The organism is Janthinobacterium sp. GW458P (assembly GCF_002127585.1).
In the GTDB taxonomy this organism is placed as follows: domain Bacteria; phylum Pseudomonadota; class Gammaproteobacteria; order Burkholderiales; family Burkholderiaceae_D; genus Janthinobacterium.
In genome coordinates this window covers 1-17,204 of record NZ_NEGZ01000052.1, presented here as the reverse complement: position 1 = coordinate 17,204, position 17,204 = coordinate 1, and the positions used below count along the sequence as shown (strand labels likewise).

20 protein-coding genes and 1 pseudogene are annotated in these 17,204 nt (G+C 65.2%); 15 read left to right on the top strand and 6 right to left on the bottom strand.

All coding sequences use genetic code 11. The features are described 5' to 3' along the window. The first annotated feature begins 48 nt into the window (after window positions 1-48). Complete coding sequence (locus CBW50_RS22495) at window positions 49-1,689, top strand: methyl-accepting chemotaxis protein (RefSeq protein WP_086147608.1); 1,641 nt, start codon at window positions 49-51, stop codon at window positions 1,687-1,689. Between the two features lie 37 nt (window positions 1,690-1,726). Here the strand turns inward: CBW50_RS22495 and udk are convergent, their stop codons facing one another. Continuing rightward, window positions 1,727-2,368: a uridine kinase gene (gene udk, locus CBW50_RS22490; protein ID WP_086147607.1), complete on the bottom strand. Its 642-nt coding sequence runs from the start codon at window positions 2,366-2,368 to the stop codon at window positions 1,727-1,729. A 228-nt stretch (window positions 2,369-2,596) separates the two neighbouring features. Here udk and CBW50_RS22485 point away from each other — a divergent pair, with 228 nt between their 5' ends. From CBW50_RS22485 to CBW50_RS22460, 6 genes are all read left to right on the top strand, one after another. Next, window positions 2,597-3,025: an SRPBCC family protein gene (locus tag CBW50_RS22485; protein WP_086147606.1), complete on the top strand. Its 429-nt coding sequence runs from the start codon at window positions 2,597-2,599 to the stop codon at window positions 3,023-3,025. A 231-nt stretch (window positions 3,026-3,256) separates the two neighbouring features. Continuing rightward, window positions 3,257-4,150, top strand: a complete 894-nt coding sequence (locus tag CBW50_RS22480) for a creatininase family protein (RefSeq protein WP_319017232.1) — start codon at window positions 3,257-3,259, stop codon at window positions 4,148-4,150. Between the two features lie 58 nt (window positions 4,151-4,208). Then, complete coding sequence (locus tag CBW50_RS22475; protein WP_086147605.1) at window positions 4,209-5,480, top strand: YncE family protein; 1,272 nt, start codon at window positions 4,209-4,211, stop codon at window positions 5,478-5,480. 122 nt (window positions 5,481-5,602) lie between these two features. Further along, the gene (locus CBW50_RS22470) at window positions 5,603-5,974 is read left to right on the top strand and encodes a VOC family protein (RefSeq protein ID WP_172404859.1); all 372 of its coding nucleotides are present in this window, start codon (window positions 5,603-5,605) and stop codon (window positions 5,972-5,974) included. Window positions 5,975-6,001: 27 nt separating this feature from the next. After that, a complete protein-coding gene (locus CBW50_RS22465; RefSeq protein ID WP_086147604.1) occupies window positions 6,002-6,334 on the top strand; it encodes a DUF2628 domain-containing protein in 333 nt (110 codons plus the stop codon). 265 nt (window positions 6,335-6,599) lie between these two features. Next, complete coding sequence (locus CBW50_RS22460) at window positions 6,600-7,238, top strand: phasin family protein (RefSeq protein ID WP_086147603.1); 639 nt, start codon at window positions 6,600-6,602, stop codon at window positions 7,236-7,238. A 120-nt stretch (window positions 7,239-7,358) separates the two neighbouring features. On the opposite strand, the gene CBW50_RS22455 is transcribed toward CBW50_RS22460, so the two are convergent. Both CBW50_RS22455 and CBW50_RS22450 read right to left on the bottom strand, forming a co-directional pair. Next, the gene (locus CBW50_RS22455) at window positions 7,359-8,360 is read right to left on the bottom strand and encodes an alpha/beta hydrolase (RefSeq protein ID WP_086147602.1); all 1,002 of its coding nucleotides are present in this window, start codon (window positions 8,358-8,360) and stop codon (window positions 7,359-7,361) included. An 85-nt stretch (window positions 8,361-8,445) separates the two neighbouring features. After that, entirely contained in the window at window positions 8,446-9,351 is a 906-nt protein-coding gene (locus CBW50_RS22450; protein ID WP_076570060.1) for a LysR family transcriptional regulator ArgP, read from the bottom strand. A gap of 204 nt (window positions 9,352-9,555) precedes the next feature. Between CBW50_RS22450 and CBW50_RS22445 the strand changes: the two genes are divergently transcribed. After that, entirely contained in the window at window positions 9,556-10,161 is a 606-nt protein-coding gene (locus CBW50_RS22445) for a LysE/ArgO family amino acid transporter (protein ID WP_070218259.1), read from the top strand. Here the strand turns inward: CBW50_RS22445 and CBW50_RS22440 are convergent, their stop codons facing one another. Next, on the bottom strand, window positions 10,162-11,577 hold the full coding sequence (locus CBW50_RS22440; RefSeq protein ID WP_226936475.1) for a coniferyl aldehyde dehydrogenase: 1,416 nt from the start codon (window positions 11,575-11,577) through the stop codon (window positions 10,162-10,164). A gap of 187 nt (window positions 11,578-11,764) precedes the next feature. Here CBW50_RS22440 and trxC point away from each other — a divergent pair, with 187 nt between their 5' ends. The 5 genes from trxC (at window position 11,765) to CBW50_RS22415 (ending at window position 14,544) form a co-directional block, all read left to right on the top strand. After that, on the top strand, window positions 11,765-12,217 hold the full coding sequence (trxC, locus tag CBW50_RS22435) for a thioredoxin TrxC (protein ID WP_086147600.1): 453 nt from the start codon (window positions 11,765-11,767) through the stop codon (window positions 12,215-12,217). 70 nt (window positions 12,218-12,287) lie between these two features. Next, complete coding sequence (locus CBW50_RS22430) at window positions 12,288-12,797, top strand: MarR family winged helix-turn-helix transcriptional regulator (protein WP_216356396.1); 510 nt, start codon at window positions 12,288-12,290, stop codon at window positions 12,795-12,797. Further along, a complete protein-coding gene (locus tag CBW50_RS22425; RefSeq protein ID WP_086147598.1) occupies window positions 12,794-13,540 on the top strand; it encodes a HEAT repeat domain-containing protein in 747 nt (248 codons plus the stop codon). Before CBW50_RS22430 ends, CBW50_RS22425 begins: the two co-directional genes overlap by 4 nt. A gap of 16 nt (window positions 13,541-13,556) precedes the next feature. Further along, window positions 13,557-13,892: a DUF6616 family protein gene (locus CBW50_RS22420; protein ID WP_086147597.1), complete on the top strand. Its 336-nt coding sequence runs from the start codon at window positions 13,557-13,559 to the stop codon at window positions 13,890-13,892. 61 nt (window positions 13,893-13,953) lie between these two features. After that, window positions 13,954-14,544 (top strand): DUF1287 domain-containing protein, encoded by a 591-nt coding sequence (locus CBW50_RS22415; RefSeq protein ID WP_086147596.1) that lies wholly within the window; start codon window positions 13,954-13,956, stop codon window positions 14,542-14,544. On the opposite strand, the gene CBW50_RS22410 is transcribed toward CBW50_RS22415, so the two are convergent. Continuing rightward, window positions 14,513-15,985, bottom strand: a complete 1,473-nt coding sequence (locus CBW50_RS22410) for a PLP-dependent aminotransferase family protein (RefSeq protein WP_086147595.1) — start codon at window positions 15,983-15,985, stop codon at window positions 14,513-14,515. The two genes, CBW50_RS22415 and CBW50_RS22410, sit on opposite strands and share 32 nt — an antisense overlap. A 104-nt stretch (window positions 15,986-16,089) precedes the next feature. On the opposite strand from CBW50_RS22410, the gene CBW50_RS22405 reads away from it, so the two are divergent. After that, window positions 16,090-16,530 carry a carboxymuconolactone decarboxylase family protein gene (locus CBW50_RS22405; RefSeq protein WP_086147648.1) on the top strand — a complete coding sequence of 147 codons (441 nt, stop codon included), beginning with the start codon at window positions 16,090-16,092 and terminating at the stop codon, window positions 16,528-16,530. A gap of 79 nt (window positions 16,531-16,609) precedes the next feature. Then, a complete protein-coding gene (locus CBW50_RS22400) occupies window positions 16,610-16,906 on the top strand; it encodes a hypothetical protein (protein WP_086147594.1) in 297 nt (98 codons plus the stop codon). Between the two features lie 74 nt (window positions 16,907-16,980). Here CBW50_RS22400 and CBW50_RS22395 read toward each other — a convergent pair. After that, a pseudogene (locus CBW50_RS22395) lies at window positions 16,981-17,204 on the bottom strand (Bcr/CflA family drug resistance efflux transporter); the annotation flags it as partial.

The following is a 17,204-nucleotide window of genomic DNA, read 5'->3' as shown; positions in this document are numbered from 1 at the left end:
ACTCATCCTGCCTGGCCTTGCCAGGCCCCCTTTTTACTGTGAAACACCATGAATATCACCAAGCAACTAATTCTGACCCTCACCATCGCCTTGCTGGCCCTGCTATTGCTGGGCGCCGGCGGCGCCATCCAGCTGCAGCGCGCCCAGGAACGTTTTGATACCGTGCAAAACCGCATCATCCCCAGCATCCAGGGCTTGAATGCGGCCAAGGGTTTCCTGGCGGATTCTCGCCTGGCCGGCTACCGCCTGTCCGTGTTCTCCAACCTGGCCGACAAGACGGCGCTGGACAAGGCCGTGGCCGACGCCAACACGAATTTCGACAAGGTCATCGCCACCTACCGCGCCGAGCGCCTGTACGACGCCACGGACAGCAAGATGCTCGATGCCGACCAGGCCGCCATGGAGGCCTACCGCCGCGCGCTCGTGCCGTTCTTTGCCGCCGCCTACGCGGGCGACATGGATGGCGTGCGCGCCACCTTGCTTGCTGGCACGCCACTGGCCATCACGGCCGCCGCCGCGAAAAAGAGCATGGATGACCATATCGCCTACAACAACAAGCTGGTCGACGACGTGAAGGCCGAGAGCCTGGCCGCCTACGACACGGCGTTTAACACCATGCTGGCCGTGCTGGGCGTGGCCGTGCTGCTGACGGGCGCGCTGGCATGGCATATCTACCGCACCATCAGCGGCGGCCTGGGCGATATCGAGCACACGCTGGAGCGGGTCAGCGCCTCGCTGGACCTGTCCGCGCCCATGCCCGTCGAGCGCATGGATGAGGTGGGCCGTACGGCCACGGCCTTCAACAAGTTTCTCGAACGCATAGTCGGCGTGATCGCCACCGTGCGCACGTCGGCCGATACGGTCAGCGTGGCCGCCGCGCAGATTTCCGCCGGCAATGCGGACCTCTCCGTGCGCACGGAACAGCAGGCGTCTTCCCTGGAGGAAACAGCCTCCAGCCTGGAAGAGCTGACCTCGGCCGTGCGCCAGAATACGGACAATGCGCGCCAGGCGAATGCCCTGGCCGTGTCCGCCTCCGACGTGGCGCGCAAGGGCGGCGCCGTGGTGGCGCAGGTGGTGGGCACGATGGGTTCGATCAATGAATCGGCGAAGAAGATCGCCGACATTATCGGCGTGATCGACGGCATTGCCTTCCAAACCAATATTTTGGCGCTGAATGCCGCCGTGGAAGCGGCCCGTGCCGGCGAGCAGGGCCGTGGCTTTGCCGTGGTGGCCACCGAGGTGCGCAACCTGGCGCAGCGCTCGGCGGCGGCGGCCAGGGAAATCAAGGGCTTGATCGAGGATTCGGTGGATAAAGTCAACACGGGCAGCGTGCTGGTCGACCAGGCGGGCGCGACGATGGAAGAAATCGTCGCCAGCATCCTGCGCGTGACGGACATCATGGGCGAGATCGCCAATGCCAGCCACGAACAGAGCGCCGGCATCGAGCAGGTCAACCAGGCCATTTCCCAGATGGACCAGGTGACCCAGCAAAATGCGGCCCTGGTGGAAGAGGCGGCCGCCGCGGCGTCCTCGCTGCAAGACCGCGCCGTGGAGCTGGTCGACGTGGTGGCCGTGTTCCGCCTGCGTGGCGATGCGAATGGAAAATCGTTGAAAGTGGCGGGCGGCTTGCCGGCCCCGGCAGTTGCCGGCCGGCGCCTGGCGCTGCCAGGACGCAGCGTCCGCGCTTAAGGCGTGAGACTACCCCGGCATGCCGGGGTTTTTCTTTTCAGGGGCGCTGCAGCTGGCCGATCACGCTGGCCACCTTGGCGGTGATCATGTCGACCGCCGGACCATTGGCGCCATGCGGCAGGATGACATCGGCATTGCGCTTGGTCGGCTCGATGAATTGCTTGTGCATCGGGCGTACCGTTTCCAGATACTGCTCGATGACGCTGTCCACCGAGCGGCCGCGTTCGGTAATATCGCGCTGCATGCGGCGGATGAAGCGCACGTCCGAGGCGGTGTCGACAAAGATCTTCAGCGACATCATGTCGCGCAGGTCCGCGTCATACAGGGCAAACAGGCCTTCGATCACGATCACGGGGGCAGGCTTGACGGAGATGGTCTTGCTGGAGCGGTTATGCAGCGTGAAGTCGTACACCGGCATCTCGATCGTTTCGCCGTTGCGCAGGGCCTGGACGTGCTGCACCAGCAAGGGCCACTCGAAAGCCTGCGGATGGTCGTAATTCTGCTGGCGGCGCACTTCCGGGGAAAGGTGGGTCTGGTCGCGGTAGTAGTCGTCCTGCATCACGACCGAGACCATGTCGGCGCCAAACGACGCGAGCACTTGCTGGGAAACTGTAGACTTGCCGCTGCCGCTTCCGCCAGCGACACCAATGACAAATGGTTGGAAAGGAATATTATTCATGCCGAATGATACCGGAAACGGGCCCGGACTGACAGGGGGCGGCCGGTCAAGGCCCAGCCTGCGGCAATCCAATCCCGATGGTGTTACATTTAAAGAAACAGCGAACTGTGGCGTGTCCGGCTATCCCTGCAAGTATCTTTTGGCCGGTGCAAGGGAAAATCCGCGGTGCCGGGCGTTCGTGCGCTGGTAAGACTGCACCATGGGTAAATGATATGGAGATTCCAATTGATGCAAATCAGAGAAAGCATTCACATTGCCGTCCCTGCCACTGTCGTCGACCAGATTTGGAGCGAGGTCGACCGATGGCACCTGTGGGATCCTGACACCCGGCAAGCCCGGTTCAATGGGCCATTCGCGGTGGGAAGCAAGGGCAGGATCGTTCCCGGCAAGGGGATGGGCATGCCGATGCTGCTCACGGAGCGCACCGCAGGTCGCTCGTTTACCGTAGAGGCTTATATCCCGCTGTTCCGCATACACTTCGAGCACACGGTTTGCGCCGTGGATGGCGGATCGGAAGTCGCTCACCGCGTGTGGTTTACCGGCGCGCTGGCTTTTCTGTTCGGGCCAGGCGTTGCCAGGCAGGTCCGGGAGGGGCTGCCTGCAACCATGCGCTCACTCAAGGCCTACGCCGAGAAACGCCACGGGACTCTTCCATGACTGCCGGCCAGTCCTCATCGTTCGCCACGCGCGCCGCGAAGCGCGCAGGTGTGCTGCTTGTTGAGGCAGCATTTTATAGTTAGTTTCCCATCGTCAATTCCAGGCAAGGCAGCGCGTCAAATTAACGTGCCGTTCCCGTCATGATGGAATACAATTCCTGCGTGGCAGCCAGCTTGCCTGGCCAGGCCGGGTACGGCGTCACGCTTGACGACCACGGAAAGATGTTTGCCTATGACTCTGCAGTTCCCCCTGCTGGATGTGCCCCTTGCGCCAGGCGCGCCATCCAGGCTGTCCAAGCCGTTCGGCTCCCTGTTTGCCCTGACCCTGTTCTGCCTGATGCCTGCGGCGCCCGCCCTGGCGGCCGCGTCTGCCAGCAGCAGCGTCATGCTCGAAGAGCTGACCAGCACGGAGTTGCGCAGCCGCATAGACCACGGCGCGACTACCGTGCTGGTGCCCATCGGCGGCGTGGAGCAGAGCGGGCCGTATATCGCGCTGGGCAAGCACAATGTGCGCGCCGGGCTGCTGGCGCGCCAGATCGCGCAAAAGCTGGGCAACACCATCGTCGCGCCCGTCGTTTCCTACGTGCCGGAAGGCGCGATTTCCCCGCCGGCCGGCCACATGCGCTTTGCCGGCACGATCTCGATACCGCCGGCCGCCTTCGAGGCGGTGCTGGAAGGGGCGGCGGCCAGTCTGCGCCAGCATGGTTTCCGCGACATCATTTTCCTTGGTGATCACGGCGGTTATCAGAAGAGCGAACAGAATGTGGCCAACAAGCTCAACCAGGCCTGGGGGAAAGCCGCCACGGCGAAAGACGCGCGCGCCCACGCCTTGCTCGACTACTATGACATCACGCAATCGCAATATATTGCCGAGCTGCAAAAGCGCGGCTACAGCAGCGCCGAGATCGGCCTGCACGGGGGCTTGGCGGATGCGGCGCTGATGCTGGCGGCGGACCCGTCGCTCGTGCGCAGCGAAGCCATGGCGCACGGACCGAAACCGGGCGTGGCCGACGGCGTGCGCGGCGACGCCACGCGGGCGACGGCCGAGTTGGGCCAGATCGGCGTCAAGCTGCAGGTGGACGCGTCGGTGGCCGCCATCCGGAAGTTGCTGCAACGTAACAAATAAAATTCTCCGCCGGAAGTGCTGAACTTCCGGTTTTTGCAACGAAAAGACGCGAAATCACATGAAAAAACCTCAACGACGCACCATCGTCACCTTGTCCGCCCTGGCTGCCGCACTGGCCGGCCTGGGCGTGGCCAGCCAGGTCACCGGCGCCAGCACACCGGCTCCCGCCGCCGTAGCGCCGGCTCCCGCCTATTCGCCGCTGCCGGGCATGCCGCCGCTGGTGGACCCGAAAAACGTGTACGGCAGCATCGGCAGCAGCAATATGAGCCCTGTCGTCAAGGATCACTTGCGCCGGGTCTATGTGCCCAATCTGCGCTCGAACGACGTCTACGTGATTGACCAGGACAGCCTGAAAGTGGTCGACAAGTTCAAGGTCGGCAGCGGCCCGCAGCACGTGGTGCCGTCGTGGGACTTGCGCACCCTGTGGGTGGCGAACAATGCCGAGCGCACGGACAAGGGCAGCCTGACGCCGGTCGACCCCTTGACGGGCAAGCCGGGCAAGGAAGTGCCCGTCGATGATCCCTACAATATGTACTTTACGCCGGACGGCAAGTCGGCCATCGTCGTGGCCGAAGCGCGCCACCGCCTCGATTTCCGCGATCCGAAGACCATGGCCGTGCAGTATTCGATCGATACGCCCCAGTGCGGCGGCATCAACCATGCGGATTTCTCGAATGACGGCCGCTACGCCATGTTCACCTGCGAGTTCGACGGCACCATCGCCAAGATCGACCTGGTGGGCCGCAAGGTCGACGGCTATCTGAAACTGCAGATGCCCGCCAAGCGCTTTGCCGAATCCGGCCCCGTGGGCGGCCCGGCAAATGAAATCTGCAGCGTCAAGAAGGGCATGCCGCAAGACATACGCATCTCGCCGGACGGCAAGAAGTTCTATATCGCCGACATGGACGCCGACGGCGTGCACATCGTCGATGGCGCCACCCTGAAGGAAATCGGCTTCATCCAGACGGGCGTGGGCGCGCATGGCCTATACCCGAGCCGCGACGGCAAAAAGCTGTACGTGGCCAACCGCGGCACGCACCGCATCCACGGCAAGCCGAAGGGCAAGGGCAGCGTCAGCGTGATCGATTTCGCCACGGAAAAAGTCGTGTCGCAGTGGCCGATTCCCGGCGGCGGCAGCCCCGACATGGGCAATGTGAGCGCCGACGGCAAGTATCTGTGGCTGTCCGGCCGTTTCGACGACGTGGTCTACCGCATCGACACGAACAGTGGCGACGTGTCGAAGGTGAAAGTCGGGCAGGAGCCGCACGGCCTGACCGTGTGGCCGCAGCCGGGCCGCTATTCGCTGGGCCATACGGGCAACCTGCGCTAGGCAGGGCAGGCGCATGGCCATCATCGCGGAGCAACTGTGCCGGAGCGCTGGTTATGCTTGCCTAAAAGGCAATGTTGGCGCATACTGCGCTTCCTTTCCCACTACCTGCACGGAGCGCCATCATGATTCTTGATCACATCGGTTTGACTGTCAGCGATGCACAGGCCAGCAAGGCTTTCTTTTCCGCCGCCCTGGCGCCCCTGGGCGTGTCGGTGGTGATGGAAGCGCAGGGCTGGATCGGCATGGGCAAGGATGGCAAGCCCGATTTCTGGTTCGGCGCGGGCGCCGCGCCGCATGCGGGCATGCATCTCGCCTTCGCGGCGGACAACCGCGCCCAGGTCGATGCGTTTTACCAGGCCGCGCTGGCGGCGGGCGGCAAGGATAACGGCGCGCCCGGCATCCGCGCCATCTATCACCCGAATTACTACGGCGCCTTCGTGCTGGGGCCGGACGGCCACAATGTCGAAGCCGTCTGCCATGCCGCCGAGGATTGACATCAAGCATTTTCTGAAAAGCAGCGCATGAAGCCTGGCGCCACCCTGTTTGCCGACGCTGCCGGCCGCTACGCCTACGTGAGCGACGGCTTTTCCTGGCCCGCGTTTTTCTTCGGCCCCCTGTGGGCCGTGGCCAAGCGCCGCTGGTGGCTGCTGCTGCCCATGCTGGCCATGGAGCTGTGCCTGTGGTTCGGCAGCCAGTACGCGACGGGCCTGCGCATCGGCCCGCTGATGCTGCTGATGATGAGCGCGGAGCTCAGCTATCTGCTGGCGCGGGGCTGGTATGGCAACCGCTGGCTGGAAGCCTCGCTGCGCAGTCATGGCTATGCGCCCGTCATACCGTGCATGGATGCCGCCTGACACAGATTTCCTGTCCTGATACTGACGCTCGGCAAGGCCGCGGCGTCCAGCCAAAACTTTTCGCATTGCCTGCCGCACCTTTGATCCAGATCATCCCTCACCTGCGGTGCTCACGTAGCCTTGGGACTCGCGTTGCAAAGCATCTTCCCACCGATCGGATATGTTTTTTCGCGTTTCGTGGCGTAGCCCGGACGTCTGCCTGACGGTTTGACTGCCGGTGGCGCCGCCATCTGTCCACCCAACCGCTATTTAATGAGGAAACTCCATGTATCCATATTCCCGTAGTGTTACCCCAGCCGCTAAAAACCACCTGGAAGCGCAACTGGCGTTCTTCAATGGTCTGTCGAAGTCGCTGTTCCATTCGGCACAGCAATTTAACGATCTGAACATGCAATTGGCACAAGGCTTGCTGGAGGAAAGCACGATTACCAGCCAGAACCTGCTGACGGTCGAACGCGTGGAAGACGTGTTCCAGGTCGCCGCCGCCTCGGGCCAGCCGGCAGCCGAGCAACTGCGCAAGTATCAGCAACAGGTGTCGCGCCTGGCCGCCGATACCCAGGTGGAGCTGGCCAACGTCGCCGAGCAGCATGTGAATGAAACGAGCCGTACGGCCAAGGCCCTGGCCGAGGAAGTGGCCCGCACGGCATCGGAAGAAACGGAGAAGAACGTGCGCAAGCAGCAAGAAGCCATGCAGCGCATCGCCGAACCGTTCCAGGCCTATCACCAGAACGGCGCCAACCGCGAGCAGCAGCGCAGCGCGCAAAGCCGTGACGGCCAAAGCCTGCAAAGCGCCAGCCATCAGGGCAGCCAGCAATCGGCCGGCAGCGAAAGCTCGGCCAGCGGCAGCGCCTCGCAAGCGGGCGCTGCACAAAGCAAAAGCAGCAGCGCCAGCCGTAAAGAGTAAGCACGAGGCTGCTTGCGGCTGAGCCGTCAACCGGAGGCCGAGCTCCGGGCGGCGGTCAGGCGCCGTCAGGCAGCGTCATGCCTGCATACTGCTGCTCCGCTTACACAGAGCGCCCGCCCTTCACGGGGCGGGCGTTTTGTCGTAGGCGCGCTGCTCAGGGGCCGGCGTGGCCGCGCCAGGCGCGCGCGACGGCAAGGGGGCCTTATCTTTTTGAACTGTTTTCGCGGGCAGGGCCGCGTCCTCGCTGCCGTTGTTGGCATCGATGAAGGCGCCCACGGCGTCCAGTGTGGGCGCCAGCCCGCGCAAGGGCGCGGCCAGCGTGGCGACCAGGGTGGCATGGCCCACGTGGTCGAAATACGTTTCCGTCACGGGCCGGTGCAGCGCGCGCAGGGCGGCGGCCAGGCCGCCCGTGTTGCGCGCTGGATTGACCAGCTTGTCCTTGCCGGGCTTTGGGGCGATCAGCAGGGCGGGCGGGGCCGCAGTCGTCACGTGGCGTATCGGCTGCGAAGAGACGGGCGTGTCCGGGTAAAAGAACACGGGCCGGGCCGTGGGATTTTCGACCGGCAGGAAATCATAGGGACCTGCCAGGCCTATCCATCCGCGCAAATCCTGCGGGCGCATGCCGTGGCGGGCCAGCAGGCTGGCGTCGAGCGCCAGCATGGCCGCGTTGTAGGCGCCCGCGCTATGGCCCATGACGAACAAACGCGTGGGGTCGCCGCCATGGCGGCTCGCTTCCATCGCGGCCCAGGCCACGGCGCGGGCCGCATCCTGCAAAATCTCGGGATAGTGCACGTCCGGAAACAGCCGGTAATCGGCGATCACGGCCAGGTAGCCGCGCGCGGCCAGCGCGTGGCCGACGAAGGCATAGTCGGCCCGTTCGCCGGAAGTCCAGTTGCCGCCATAAAAGAACACCACGACGGGCACGGGTCCCGTGCGGGTTTTGGGGGCGTACACATCGAGTTTTTGCCGGGGCAGGGGGCCGTAGGCCAGGCCCCGCGTCACGTGCGAGGCGCTGCCGGACGAGAGGGCATTGATGGCGGTCAATGGCGAGCAGGCGATCAGGCCGGCGGCCAGGGGCAGCGCCGCCAGCAAGCCCAGCAAAGTGGTGCGCACGATCGTCATGCCGGCTCCTTGTCGTTGTGCAGTATGGTTGCAGTGTAGGCCAAGCGGGGCGCGGCGGGCAGCAGTTGTTGCAGTGGCATAGAAATTATTCAGAAACAATGTTGTCTTGCAGCAGCCATTTGCGGGCCGTGGCGATGACGGCGTCCGACAAGGTGCGCGTGAGGGGCGTCTGGATGTCCCAGGCATGCCAGGTCAGGGGCACGTCGAGCGCTTGCCCCGCCGCCACGTCGACCAGCCGGCCGGCGGCCAGCGCCGTTTCCGCCTGCAGCAGGGGCACCATGCCATAGGCATAGCCCGCTTCGATGAAGCGCACGAAGTCGCGCGCCGAACCGAGCACATGGTGCGGATAGCGGCCCGCGTAGCCGAGGCGGTGCTGCAGATAGCGCTCGTGCAGCGCATCCTTGCTGCCAAAGGTGATGGCGGGCGCCTGGCTGACGGCGTCCACCGTAAAACCATGGGGAAACCATTGCCGCGCGAATGCGGGCGAGGCCACGCACAGGTAGCGCATGCCGCCCAGCGGCGTGGCCGTCGTGCCCGCCACCAGGTCGTTGGCGCTGGTGACGCAGGCAAACACGCGCCCTTCGCGCAACTGGCTCAGGGTGTGGTCCTGGTCGTCGAGGCGGATGTCGAGCAGGCAGGACGGCGGCGACAGCAGCGGTCCCAGCGCTTCCGGTATCCACGTGGCGGCGCTGTCGGCGTTGACGGCGATGGCCAGTTCCGGCAACTGCGTGGTGGGACCGGGCTGGGCGTCGAGCGCCGCTTCGAGCAGCTTGACTTGCCGGTAGTGGGCGATCAGGCGCTGGCCCGCTTCCGTGGGCAGGGGCGGGTGGCTGCGGATGATCAATAAAGTGCCTTCCAGGTTTTCCAGGGTGCGGATGCGCTGCGACACGGCCGGCTGGCTGATGGCCAGCGCCTGCGCGGCCTTTTCAAAGCTGCCCAGGCCGATCACGGCGTCGAGTGCGGCCAATCCACGGTAATCGACGACGCGCATAAGTTTCTCTTATATATGGTTAGAATCATTCATTATACTTATATTTACTTTTTCTTTACACTGTTGAAATAGGGTAACAACTCCACTCTCCCGCGCGGTCCCCCAGGTTCCGCACCACCCTCCACCTACCTCTGATGACTTTGCCATTGCCGGCAGAGCGTGGGCGGCCGTGCGCGTGATGGAAAGCAATGGAAAGGAATCGATATGGACAGCGCAATTTTCTTGAAAGGCATGGGGCTCGGGGCGAGCCTGATCGTGGCCATCGGCACGCAAAACGCCTTCCTGCTCAAACAGGGCCTGAAGCGCCATTACGTGCTCACCTGCATCCTCGTCTGCCTGCTGTGCGATGCGATTTTGATCACGGCCGGCGTGGCAGGCATGGGCACCTTCATTGCCGACAACCCCAATTTCCTGCTGTGGGCCAAGGCCGGCGGCGCCACCTTCCTGATCGCCTACGGCTTGCGCGCCGCCAAGTCGGCCTGGCGCCCGACGGCCCTGACGGTGTCGGCCGCCAAGGCGCCGGAAGGCTATTGGGCCGTGATCGGCGCGGCGCTGGCGTTCAGCCTGCTGAACCCGCACGCCTTCCTCGACACGGTGATCCTGCTCGGCTCGATCGGCGGCCAGCATGAAGGCGTGGGACGCTTTTACTTCGCCGGCGGCGCCATCATGGCCTCGGCCCTGTGGTTCTTCCTGCTGGGCTTTGGCGCCCGCTACCTGGCGCCCGTGTTTGCCAAGCCCATGGCCTGGCGCGTGCTCGACGGCATTATCGCCCTCGTCATGTGGGCCATCGCCGCCTCGCTGTTCCTGTAATCAGCGGGTCAGGAAGTTCAATACGCGGCTGGCCAGCCTGCCGTACGGCGGCCGCAGCAGTGCCAAGGGGCTGTAGCGCGCCTGGTAGAACACGGGGCGCAGCTTGCTGAAAGTGTGAAAGCCTTCGACGCCGTGGTAGTGGCCCATGCCGGACTCGCCCACGCCGCCGAAGGGTAAATCGTGCTGGCCCACGTGGAACAGGGCGTCGTTGACGGATACGCCGCCCGACATCACCCGGTCAATGAGCGTTTGCACCGTGCGTGCGTCGTTGCTGAAGGGATAGATGGCCAGCGGACGCGGCCCCCCGTTGATGCTGGCGATCACCGTTTCCAGGTCGGCATAGCCGCGCAGGGGCAGGACGGGGCCGAAGATTTCCCGCGTCAGCAGCAGGCTGTCTTCGGGCGCGTCGAGCACGATATGCGGCGCGATCTTGCGCGTGGCGCGGTCGTATGCAGGCCCCGGCAGCAGCGAAATCACTTGCGCGCCCCGTTCCCGCGCCTCGTCGAGCGCCTGCAGCAGGCGCTCAAAGGCGGCCTCGTCGATGATGGACGTGTAGTCGGGCGTGTCGAGCCGCGGGTAGCGCGCGGGCATGATACGGCGCGCATGCTCGACGAAGGCGGCAATGCCGGCCTCGGGCAGCCAGGCGTGGTCGACGCTGGTGCAGATCTGTCCCGCGTTCAGGTATTTGACGAACAGGATGCGCTCGGCTGCCGTGCGCATGTCGAAATCGGCGCAGACGATGGCGGGCGCCTTGCCGCCCAGCTCCAGGGTGACGGGGCACAGGTTGCGCGCGGCGGCCGCCATGACGGCGCGGCCCGTCTGGCCGGACCCTGTAAACAGCAGATGGTCGAACGGCAGTTGTGAAAACGCCATGCCCACGCCGCCCGTCTCGTCAACAAACTGCAGCTTTTCCGGCGGGAAATAGGCGGGCATGGTTGCGATCAGCAGCCGGGCCAGGTGGCGCGAGTTTTCGCTCATCTTGACCATGGCGCGGTTGCCGGCGGCAAAGATGTAGGTCAAGGGCACGAGGCTCAGGTTGACGGGGAAATTCCACGGCACGATGACGCCCACCACGCCCAGCGGCTGGGGCAGCACGCGGTTGCGGGCGCCCGGAAAATTGCGCCAGTCCACACTGCGCCGCTGCGGCTGCATCCACTTTTTCAACTGGCCCAGCACGTGATCGATGCCGTCGATGGCGGGAAATATTTCTGCCAGCAAAGTTTCGTGGTGGGAACGGTTGCCATAGTCGGCGCTGATCGCCTCGCACAAGGCCAGCTTGTGGTCGCGGATGTAGCGCTGCAAGGCTTGCAGGTCGCGCTTGCGTTCGGCAAACGTGGGCACGGGCTGGGCCAGGCAGGCGGCGCGCTGGCGCGCCAGCGTGGCGTCGAGCGCGGCGTGCGCCGGGGGAGCGGTCATGTGCATGGGGTTCCTCGCGTGGGTGACGGTGCCGTTCCGGGCAGGGTACAGTAATCGGGCAATGATGCCTATTCTGCAGTATTTGTGGTCAAGCAACAATTGTCTGCCGTGCGCGCCGCCATGACCGGCGCGAATCGCCGTAGAATGCCTCATTTAGCGATACAACCAGCTTGCAGCCAGGAATTCCATGACCCCGACCACGCCAGACTCCCTGCACATCGTGTGCCCCCATTGCGACGCCGTCAACCGCCTGCCGGCCGCCCGGCTCACGGAGCAGCCCACCTGCGGCAAGTGCCAGAAGGAGCTGTTCACGGGCCAGCCCGTGGACCTGGCCAGCGCCCGCTTCCTCAAGCATATCGAGCGCAGCGACATTCCCGTGCTGGTGGATTTTTGGGCGCCCTGGTGCGGCCCGTGCCGCAGCATGGCGCCATTCTATGTGCAGGCCGCCAGGACCCTGGAGCCGGCGTTTCGCGTCGTCAAGGTCAATACGGAAGCATCGCCTGACCTGGGCAGCCGTTTTAACATCCGCAGCATTCCCACGCTGGCCCTGTTTTTGCGCGGCGTCGAAGTGGCGCGCCAGCCGGGCGCCGTCGATGCCAATGCCATCATCGCGTGGGCGCGGGACAAGGCGCGCTTCTGATCCGATAGGAAAACCTTCAAGGTTTTCCATTTGACATTTAATATGGTGCCATATTATATTGCGCCATATGATAAAACTCGAACAGAAATACACGGCCTTGCTCGGTGACGTGCAGCGCCGCGCGCCCGGCGCGGACGCGCCGGCATTCATCGGCCAGCTGCGCCTGTGCTTTGAAGTGCTGGGCCTGGCGTCCGCCATCGATGGCGATTGCGCCACGCGCCTGGGCCGGCATGGCTTATCGGAAGGCAAGTTTGTGCTGCTGGCCCTGCTGCGCGACGTGCCTGATGGACTCTCGCCGCACGAGCTGGCCGAGCGGGCGGGCGTCACGCGCGGCACCATCACGGGCTTGCTCGACGGCCTGGAGCGCGACGGTTTCCTGGCGCGCCACGCGGACCGGCTCGACCGGCGCAAGCTGCTGGTGCGCCTGAGCGCCAAGGGAGAGGCCGCCGCCGCCACCCTCGTCGACGAGCACGCGCAATGGATCGCCAGCCTGTTTGCCGATTTCACGCCGGAAGAAAAGCAGTTATTCAGTGCACTGCTGGAGAAAGCCTGGCGCAAGACGGACCGGGGTGCGCCATGAGCCGCGGCGTCGCCGATATCGCGCCCGCCCGCCTGGCCCTGCTGAACCAGGGGATGGTGGCCAGCGCCACCCTGACGGAAGGCCTGGCCATCGATTTCGCCCAACTGCTGGCCGCGGCCGTGCCCGCTATCGGCGGGGCCAGGCTGGCGCGGATGCAAGCGCAGGCCGCTACCGGCATCACCGGGCGCATGGTCTTGGCGGCGCAGTTGCTGCTGGAGGCCAACGTTGATCTGGCGCAATTGCAAGGCCATGTTTCCGACACGGTGCGGGGCTGGGTCTGCTTTGCCATCGCCGCCCAGCCTGGCTTGAGCCTGCCGCAGCAGCTGGCCGCCATGCGGCCGCTGGCCGACGACGGCCACTTCGGCGTGCGCGAATGGGCCTGGCTGGCGCTGCGTCCCCATCTGGCGGCGCGTCTGGACGAAGCGATTGCCTTGCTGGCGCCATGGACGGCGGACCCGTCGGAGCGCCTGCGCCGCTTTGCCTGCGAAGCGCTGCGCCCGCGCGGCGTGTGGTGCGCGCACATTGCCGAGTTGAAGGAAGAGCCGCAGCTGGCCTTGCCCCTGCTGCAGCCCTTGCGCGCCGATCCGGCCGTCTACGTGCAGGATGCCGTGGCCAACTGGCTCAACGATGCGGCCAAGAGCCAGCCGGACTGGGTGCGCAGCCTGTGCGCGCAATGGCTGCTGGAAAGCCCCGTTGCCGCGACCCAGCGCATCTGCAAGCGCGCCCAGCGTTCGCTTTCTTAATTGTCTGGAGGAAAACATGCATTACCTGTTAGAACTGTACAGCCCGAAACCGGCCTGGCTGGCCCTCGACGGCGCCGCGCGCCAGGCGTATTTCGCCACCGTGGGCGCCGGCATGGCGGCCTTGTCGGGCAGCGGCGCCGAAGCGCTGGCCATGGGCGCCGTCGACGGCGGCAAGCTGCATGCGGCCGCCCGGCAATTCTATGCCGTCTGGCGCTTCCCGGACGAGGCGGCGCTCGATGCCTTGCTGGCCGGCATCGCCGCCACGGGTTGGCATGATTATTTCGACACCGTCAATGCGGCCGGCCCGGCGGTGGATTTGCCTGCCCACCTGGCGCAGCTGGCGGGCGCCTAGCGTACGGCGTTTTCCCTGCCGCTGCGGTACAGTTGGCATTTTCATCCGACTATCGACGTTGATGCCAATCAAACCGCTCTCCATCCTCGTGTTTGCGCTGGCGCCCATGCTGGCGTCGGCTGTCCCTGCCACTCCGCAAGCCCTCGTCGCCGCCGCCCGCAAGCAGGTGGGCGTGACGGTGCAGTACGATCCGCGCTATGAACGGCTCGCCTATCCGGGCGGCGACGTGCCGCTCGAGCGTGGCGTGTGCACGGACGTGGTCGTGCGCGCCTACCGCCAGCTGGGGCAGGACTTGCAGGTGCTCGTGCACGAGGACATGCGCAAGGCGTGGCAGGTGTACCAGCAGCAGGGGCGCTGGCAGATGAAGGGGCCGGACCGCAATATCGACCACCGCCGCGTGCCGAACCTGGGCACCTACTTTGCCCGCCACGGCACCAGCTTGTCGCCAAGCAAGGAGGCGAAGGCCTACCGCGCGGGCGATATCGTCACCTGGCGCCTGCCGCGCAACCTGACCCACATCGGCGTCGTCAGCGACAGGCAGTCGTGGAGCGGCGTGCCGCTGATCATCCACAATATCGGCGAGGGCGCGCGCGAGGAAAACATTTTATTCAGCTATCCGATCACGGGGCACTATCGCTGGCAACCCCGCTGAGGGGCAGGGGCGCCATCTCTTGCAGGATCGCCAGCACCCTGGCCAGGGCCGTGTCGATATCGAGCTTGTCGATGGCGCCGTAGCCGAGGAACAGGCCTTCGTGGCGGGCGGGGCCATGGTAAAAGCCGGACAGGGCATACAGGCTGACGTCGGCCTGGCGCGCGCGGCGCAGCAATTCGGCGATATCGAGCGGCGCCTGCGCCAGCGCCGCCACGTGGAAGCCGGCGCTGGCCGGCACCAGGCGGAACCACGGCGCCAGCGGACCGTTGAACCAGTGCTGCAGCCGCTCGCGCCGCCCCGCATAGATGTCGTGGCAGCGGCGTATGTGGCGCAGCAAGTGGCCGTCGCCGATGAACTTGGCCAGCGCATGCTGGCCCAGGCTGGCCGTGTGGCAATCGCTCAGGTATTTCACCGTCTGCATGGCGGCCACGAGGGCTTGCGGCAGTACCACATAGCCCAGGCGCAGTTCCGGCAGCATGATCTTGGAAAAGCTGCCCACGTGGGCGACGACGCCGTAGCGGTCCATGCTTTGCAGGGAATCCTCGGGCCGGCCTTCGTAGCGGAAGGCGCTGTCGTAATCGTCCTCGATGATGATGGCGCCCAGCTGGTGGGCCCGTTCCAGCAAGGCATGGCGGCGCGCCATGCTCATCGGCATGCCGAGCGGAAATTGATGGGCGGGCGTGACATAGATCAAGCGCGTGCCGTCGGGAATTTGCGCGACGACCAGGCCATCCTCGTCCACGTCGACGCCCACCACGCGCGCGCCCTGGCTGGCGAACACGGCGCGCGCCACCGGATAGCCGGGTTCCTCCACGGCAACCGTGTCGCCCGGCTCCAGCAGGGCAAGCGCCAGCAGGTGCAGCGCCTGCTGCGCGCCGCTGGTGACGAGCACCTGTTCCTCGGAGCAATGGATGCCGCGGCTGAAGGCGGCATGGCCGGCGATCGCCGCGCGCAAGGCCGGCAAGCCCTCCACGGGGCCATAGCGGCCGCGCGCCTGCTCGCCCTGGCGCAGCGCGTGCAGCATGCAGGCGCGCCATTCATCCTGCGGGAAGTGCGCGGGCGTGGCGCGGCCCCCGATGAAGGCGTAGCGCGCCGGCGTTTCCTGGCTGGCGCGGCGCAAGGGCGTGGGCGTCGCTTCCCAGCGGGCGATGCGCTGCGCGCTGGCCAGCGGCGCGCTCGCATGGCGGCGCTGCGGCGAGGCGTGCGGCGTCTGCACGAAGCTGCCCACGCCAACTTTCCCTACCAGCAACTTTTCATAGCCGAGCTTGTCATACACGTCGGATACCGTCTTGCGCGACAGGCCCAGCTGGCTGGCCAGCAGGCGCGAAGGGGGCAATTGCTGGCCGTCCGTCAGGCGGCCCGAGCGGATCGCTGCGCTGAGCTGGCGGTACAGCTGGCCGCCCAGGTCGCGCGTGCCGTCGATCAGGATATGTAATTCCATGGAGTATCTGCTGGTGGTCTGCCGTTTTTCGGCGGGATTGGCCTGCCGCGCGCGTTATTCGCGCTTCTACAATGGCGCATCTCTACTTTATCAAGGAATGCATCATGACACAGCAACGACTCGATTTTACCCAGGCCTCGCCGGACGCCGTCAAGGCCATGTATGCGCTGGAAGCGGCGATCGCCAAACTGGGCGTGGAACACTCGCTGCTCGAGCTGATCCGCCTGCGCGCCTCGCAAATCAATGGCTGCGCTTTTTGCGTGGACATGCACACGAGCGACGCGCGTAAGGCCGGTGAAACGGAGCGCCGCCTGTACGCCGTCTCCGTCTGGCGCGAAACGCCGTTCTTCACGGCGCGCGAGCGGGCCGTGCTGGCCTGGACGGAAGCGCTGACCCTGCTGCCGCAAAGCCAGGCGCCCGACGACGTGTATGCGGCGCTGGCGCAGCAGTTGACGCCGGCCGAGATGGTCAACGTGACCCTGGCCATCGGCGCCATCAATACCTGGAACCGCCTGGCCGTGGGCTTTCGCAAGATGCCCGAGTAACTGTGTGTTCGTTCGCGAACAGACGCCTGGCGGCTGCCGGCGTAGTCTGGCAAGATACTGTCAGCGAGGGAACACGGCCATGGAAGTCCATATCAGCGAAACCATTGAAAAGACGCCGGAGCAGCAGGAAGACGCGCGCCGCGAATTCGTCGCCGAACTGTGGCGGCGCTTCGAAGCCTTGCAGGAATGGGCCATCACGCACTGGCCCGACCAGCAACATCCGCTCAGTTCGGCCGACTTCGTCGAGGCGCGCAAGGAGATATTGAGTTTGCGTGCGCCGGCCGGTTCCCTGAACCAGCCATCGCAGAACAATGCAGCGGAACCGGAGCAGGGCGGCGCGCAGTATGTCGATGTGACTCCCGCGCCATGGCCGTAGGTCGGATTCGCCGGCTGCCGGGGTCAGACCCGCCGGGTCTGCCACCGGTTTTTGCTGGCTTGGTATGCGTGACTTTATTTCGCTGCGGTGTCTGCGGAATTGCCTTGCGCAAACACCCAGCAAATCAAACTCACCAGCAATCCCGCCATCACGCCATACGCCAGGTTCAGGGCGCTGTCGAACAGCAGCGGCGCCACCAGGCCCGACAACAGCGCGAACAGCAGCATCTGGATGAAGGACTGCATCGACGAAGCCAGGCCGCTGTTGTTGGGGAAGTGGTTCAGGGCCATCAGGGTCA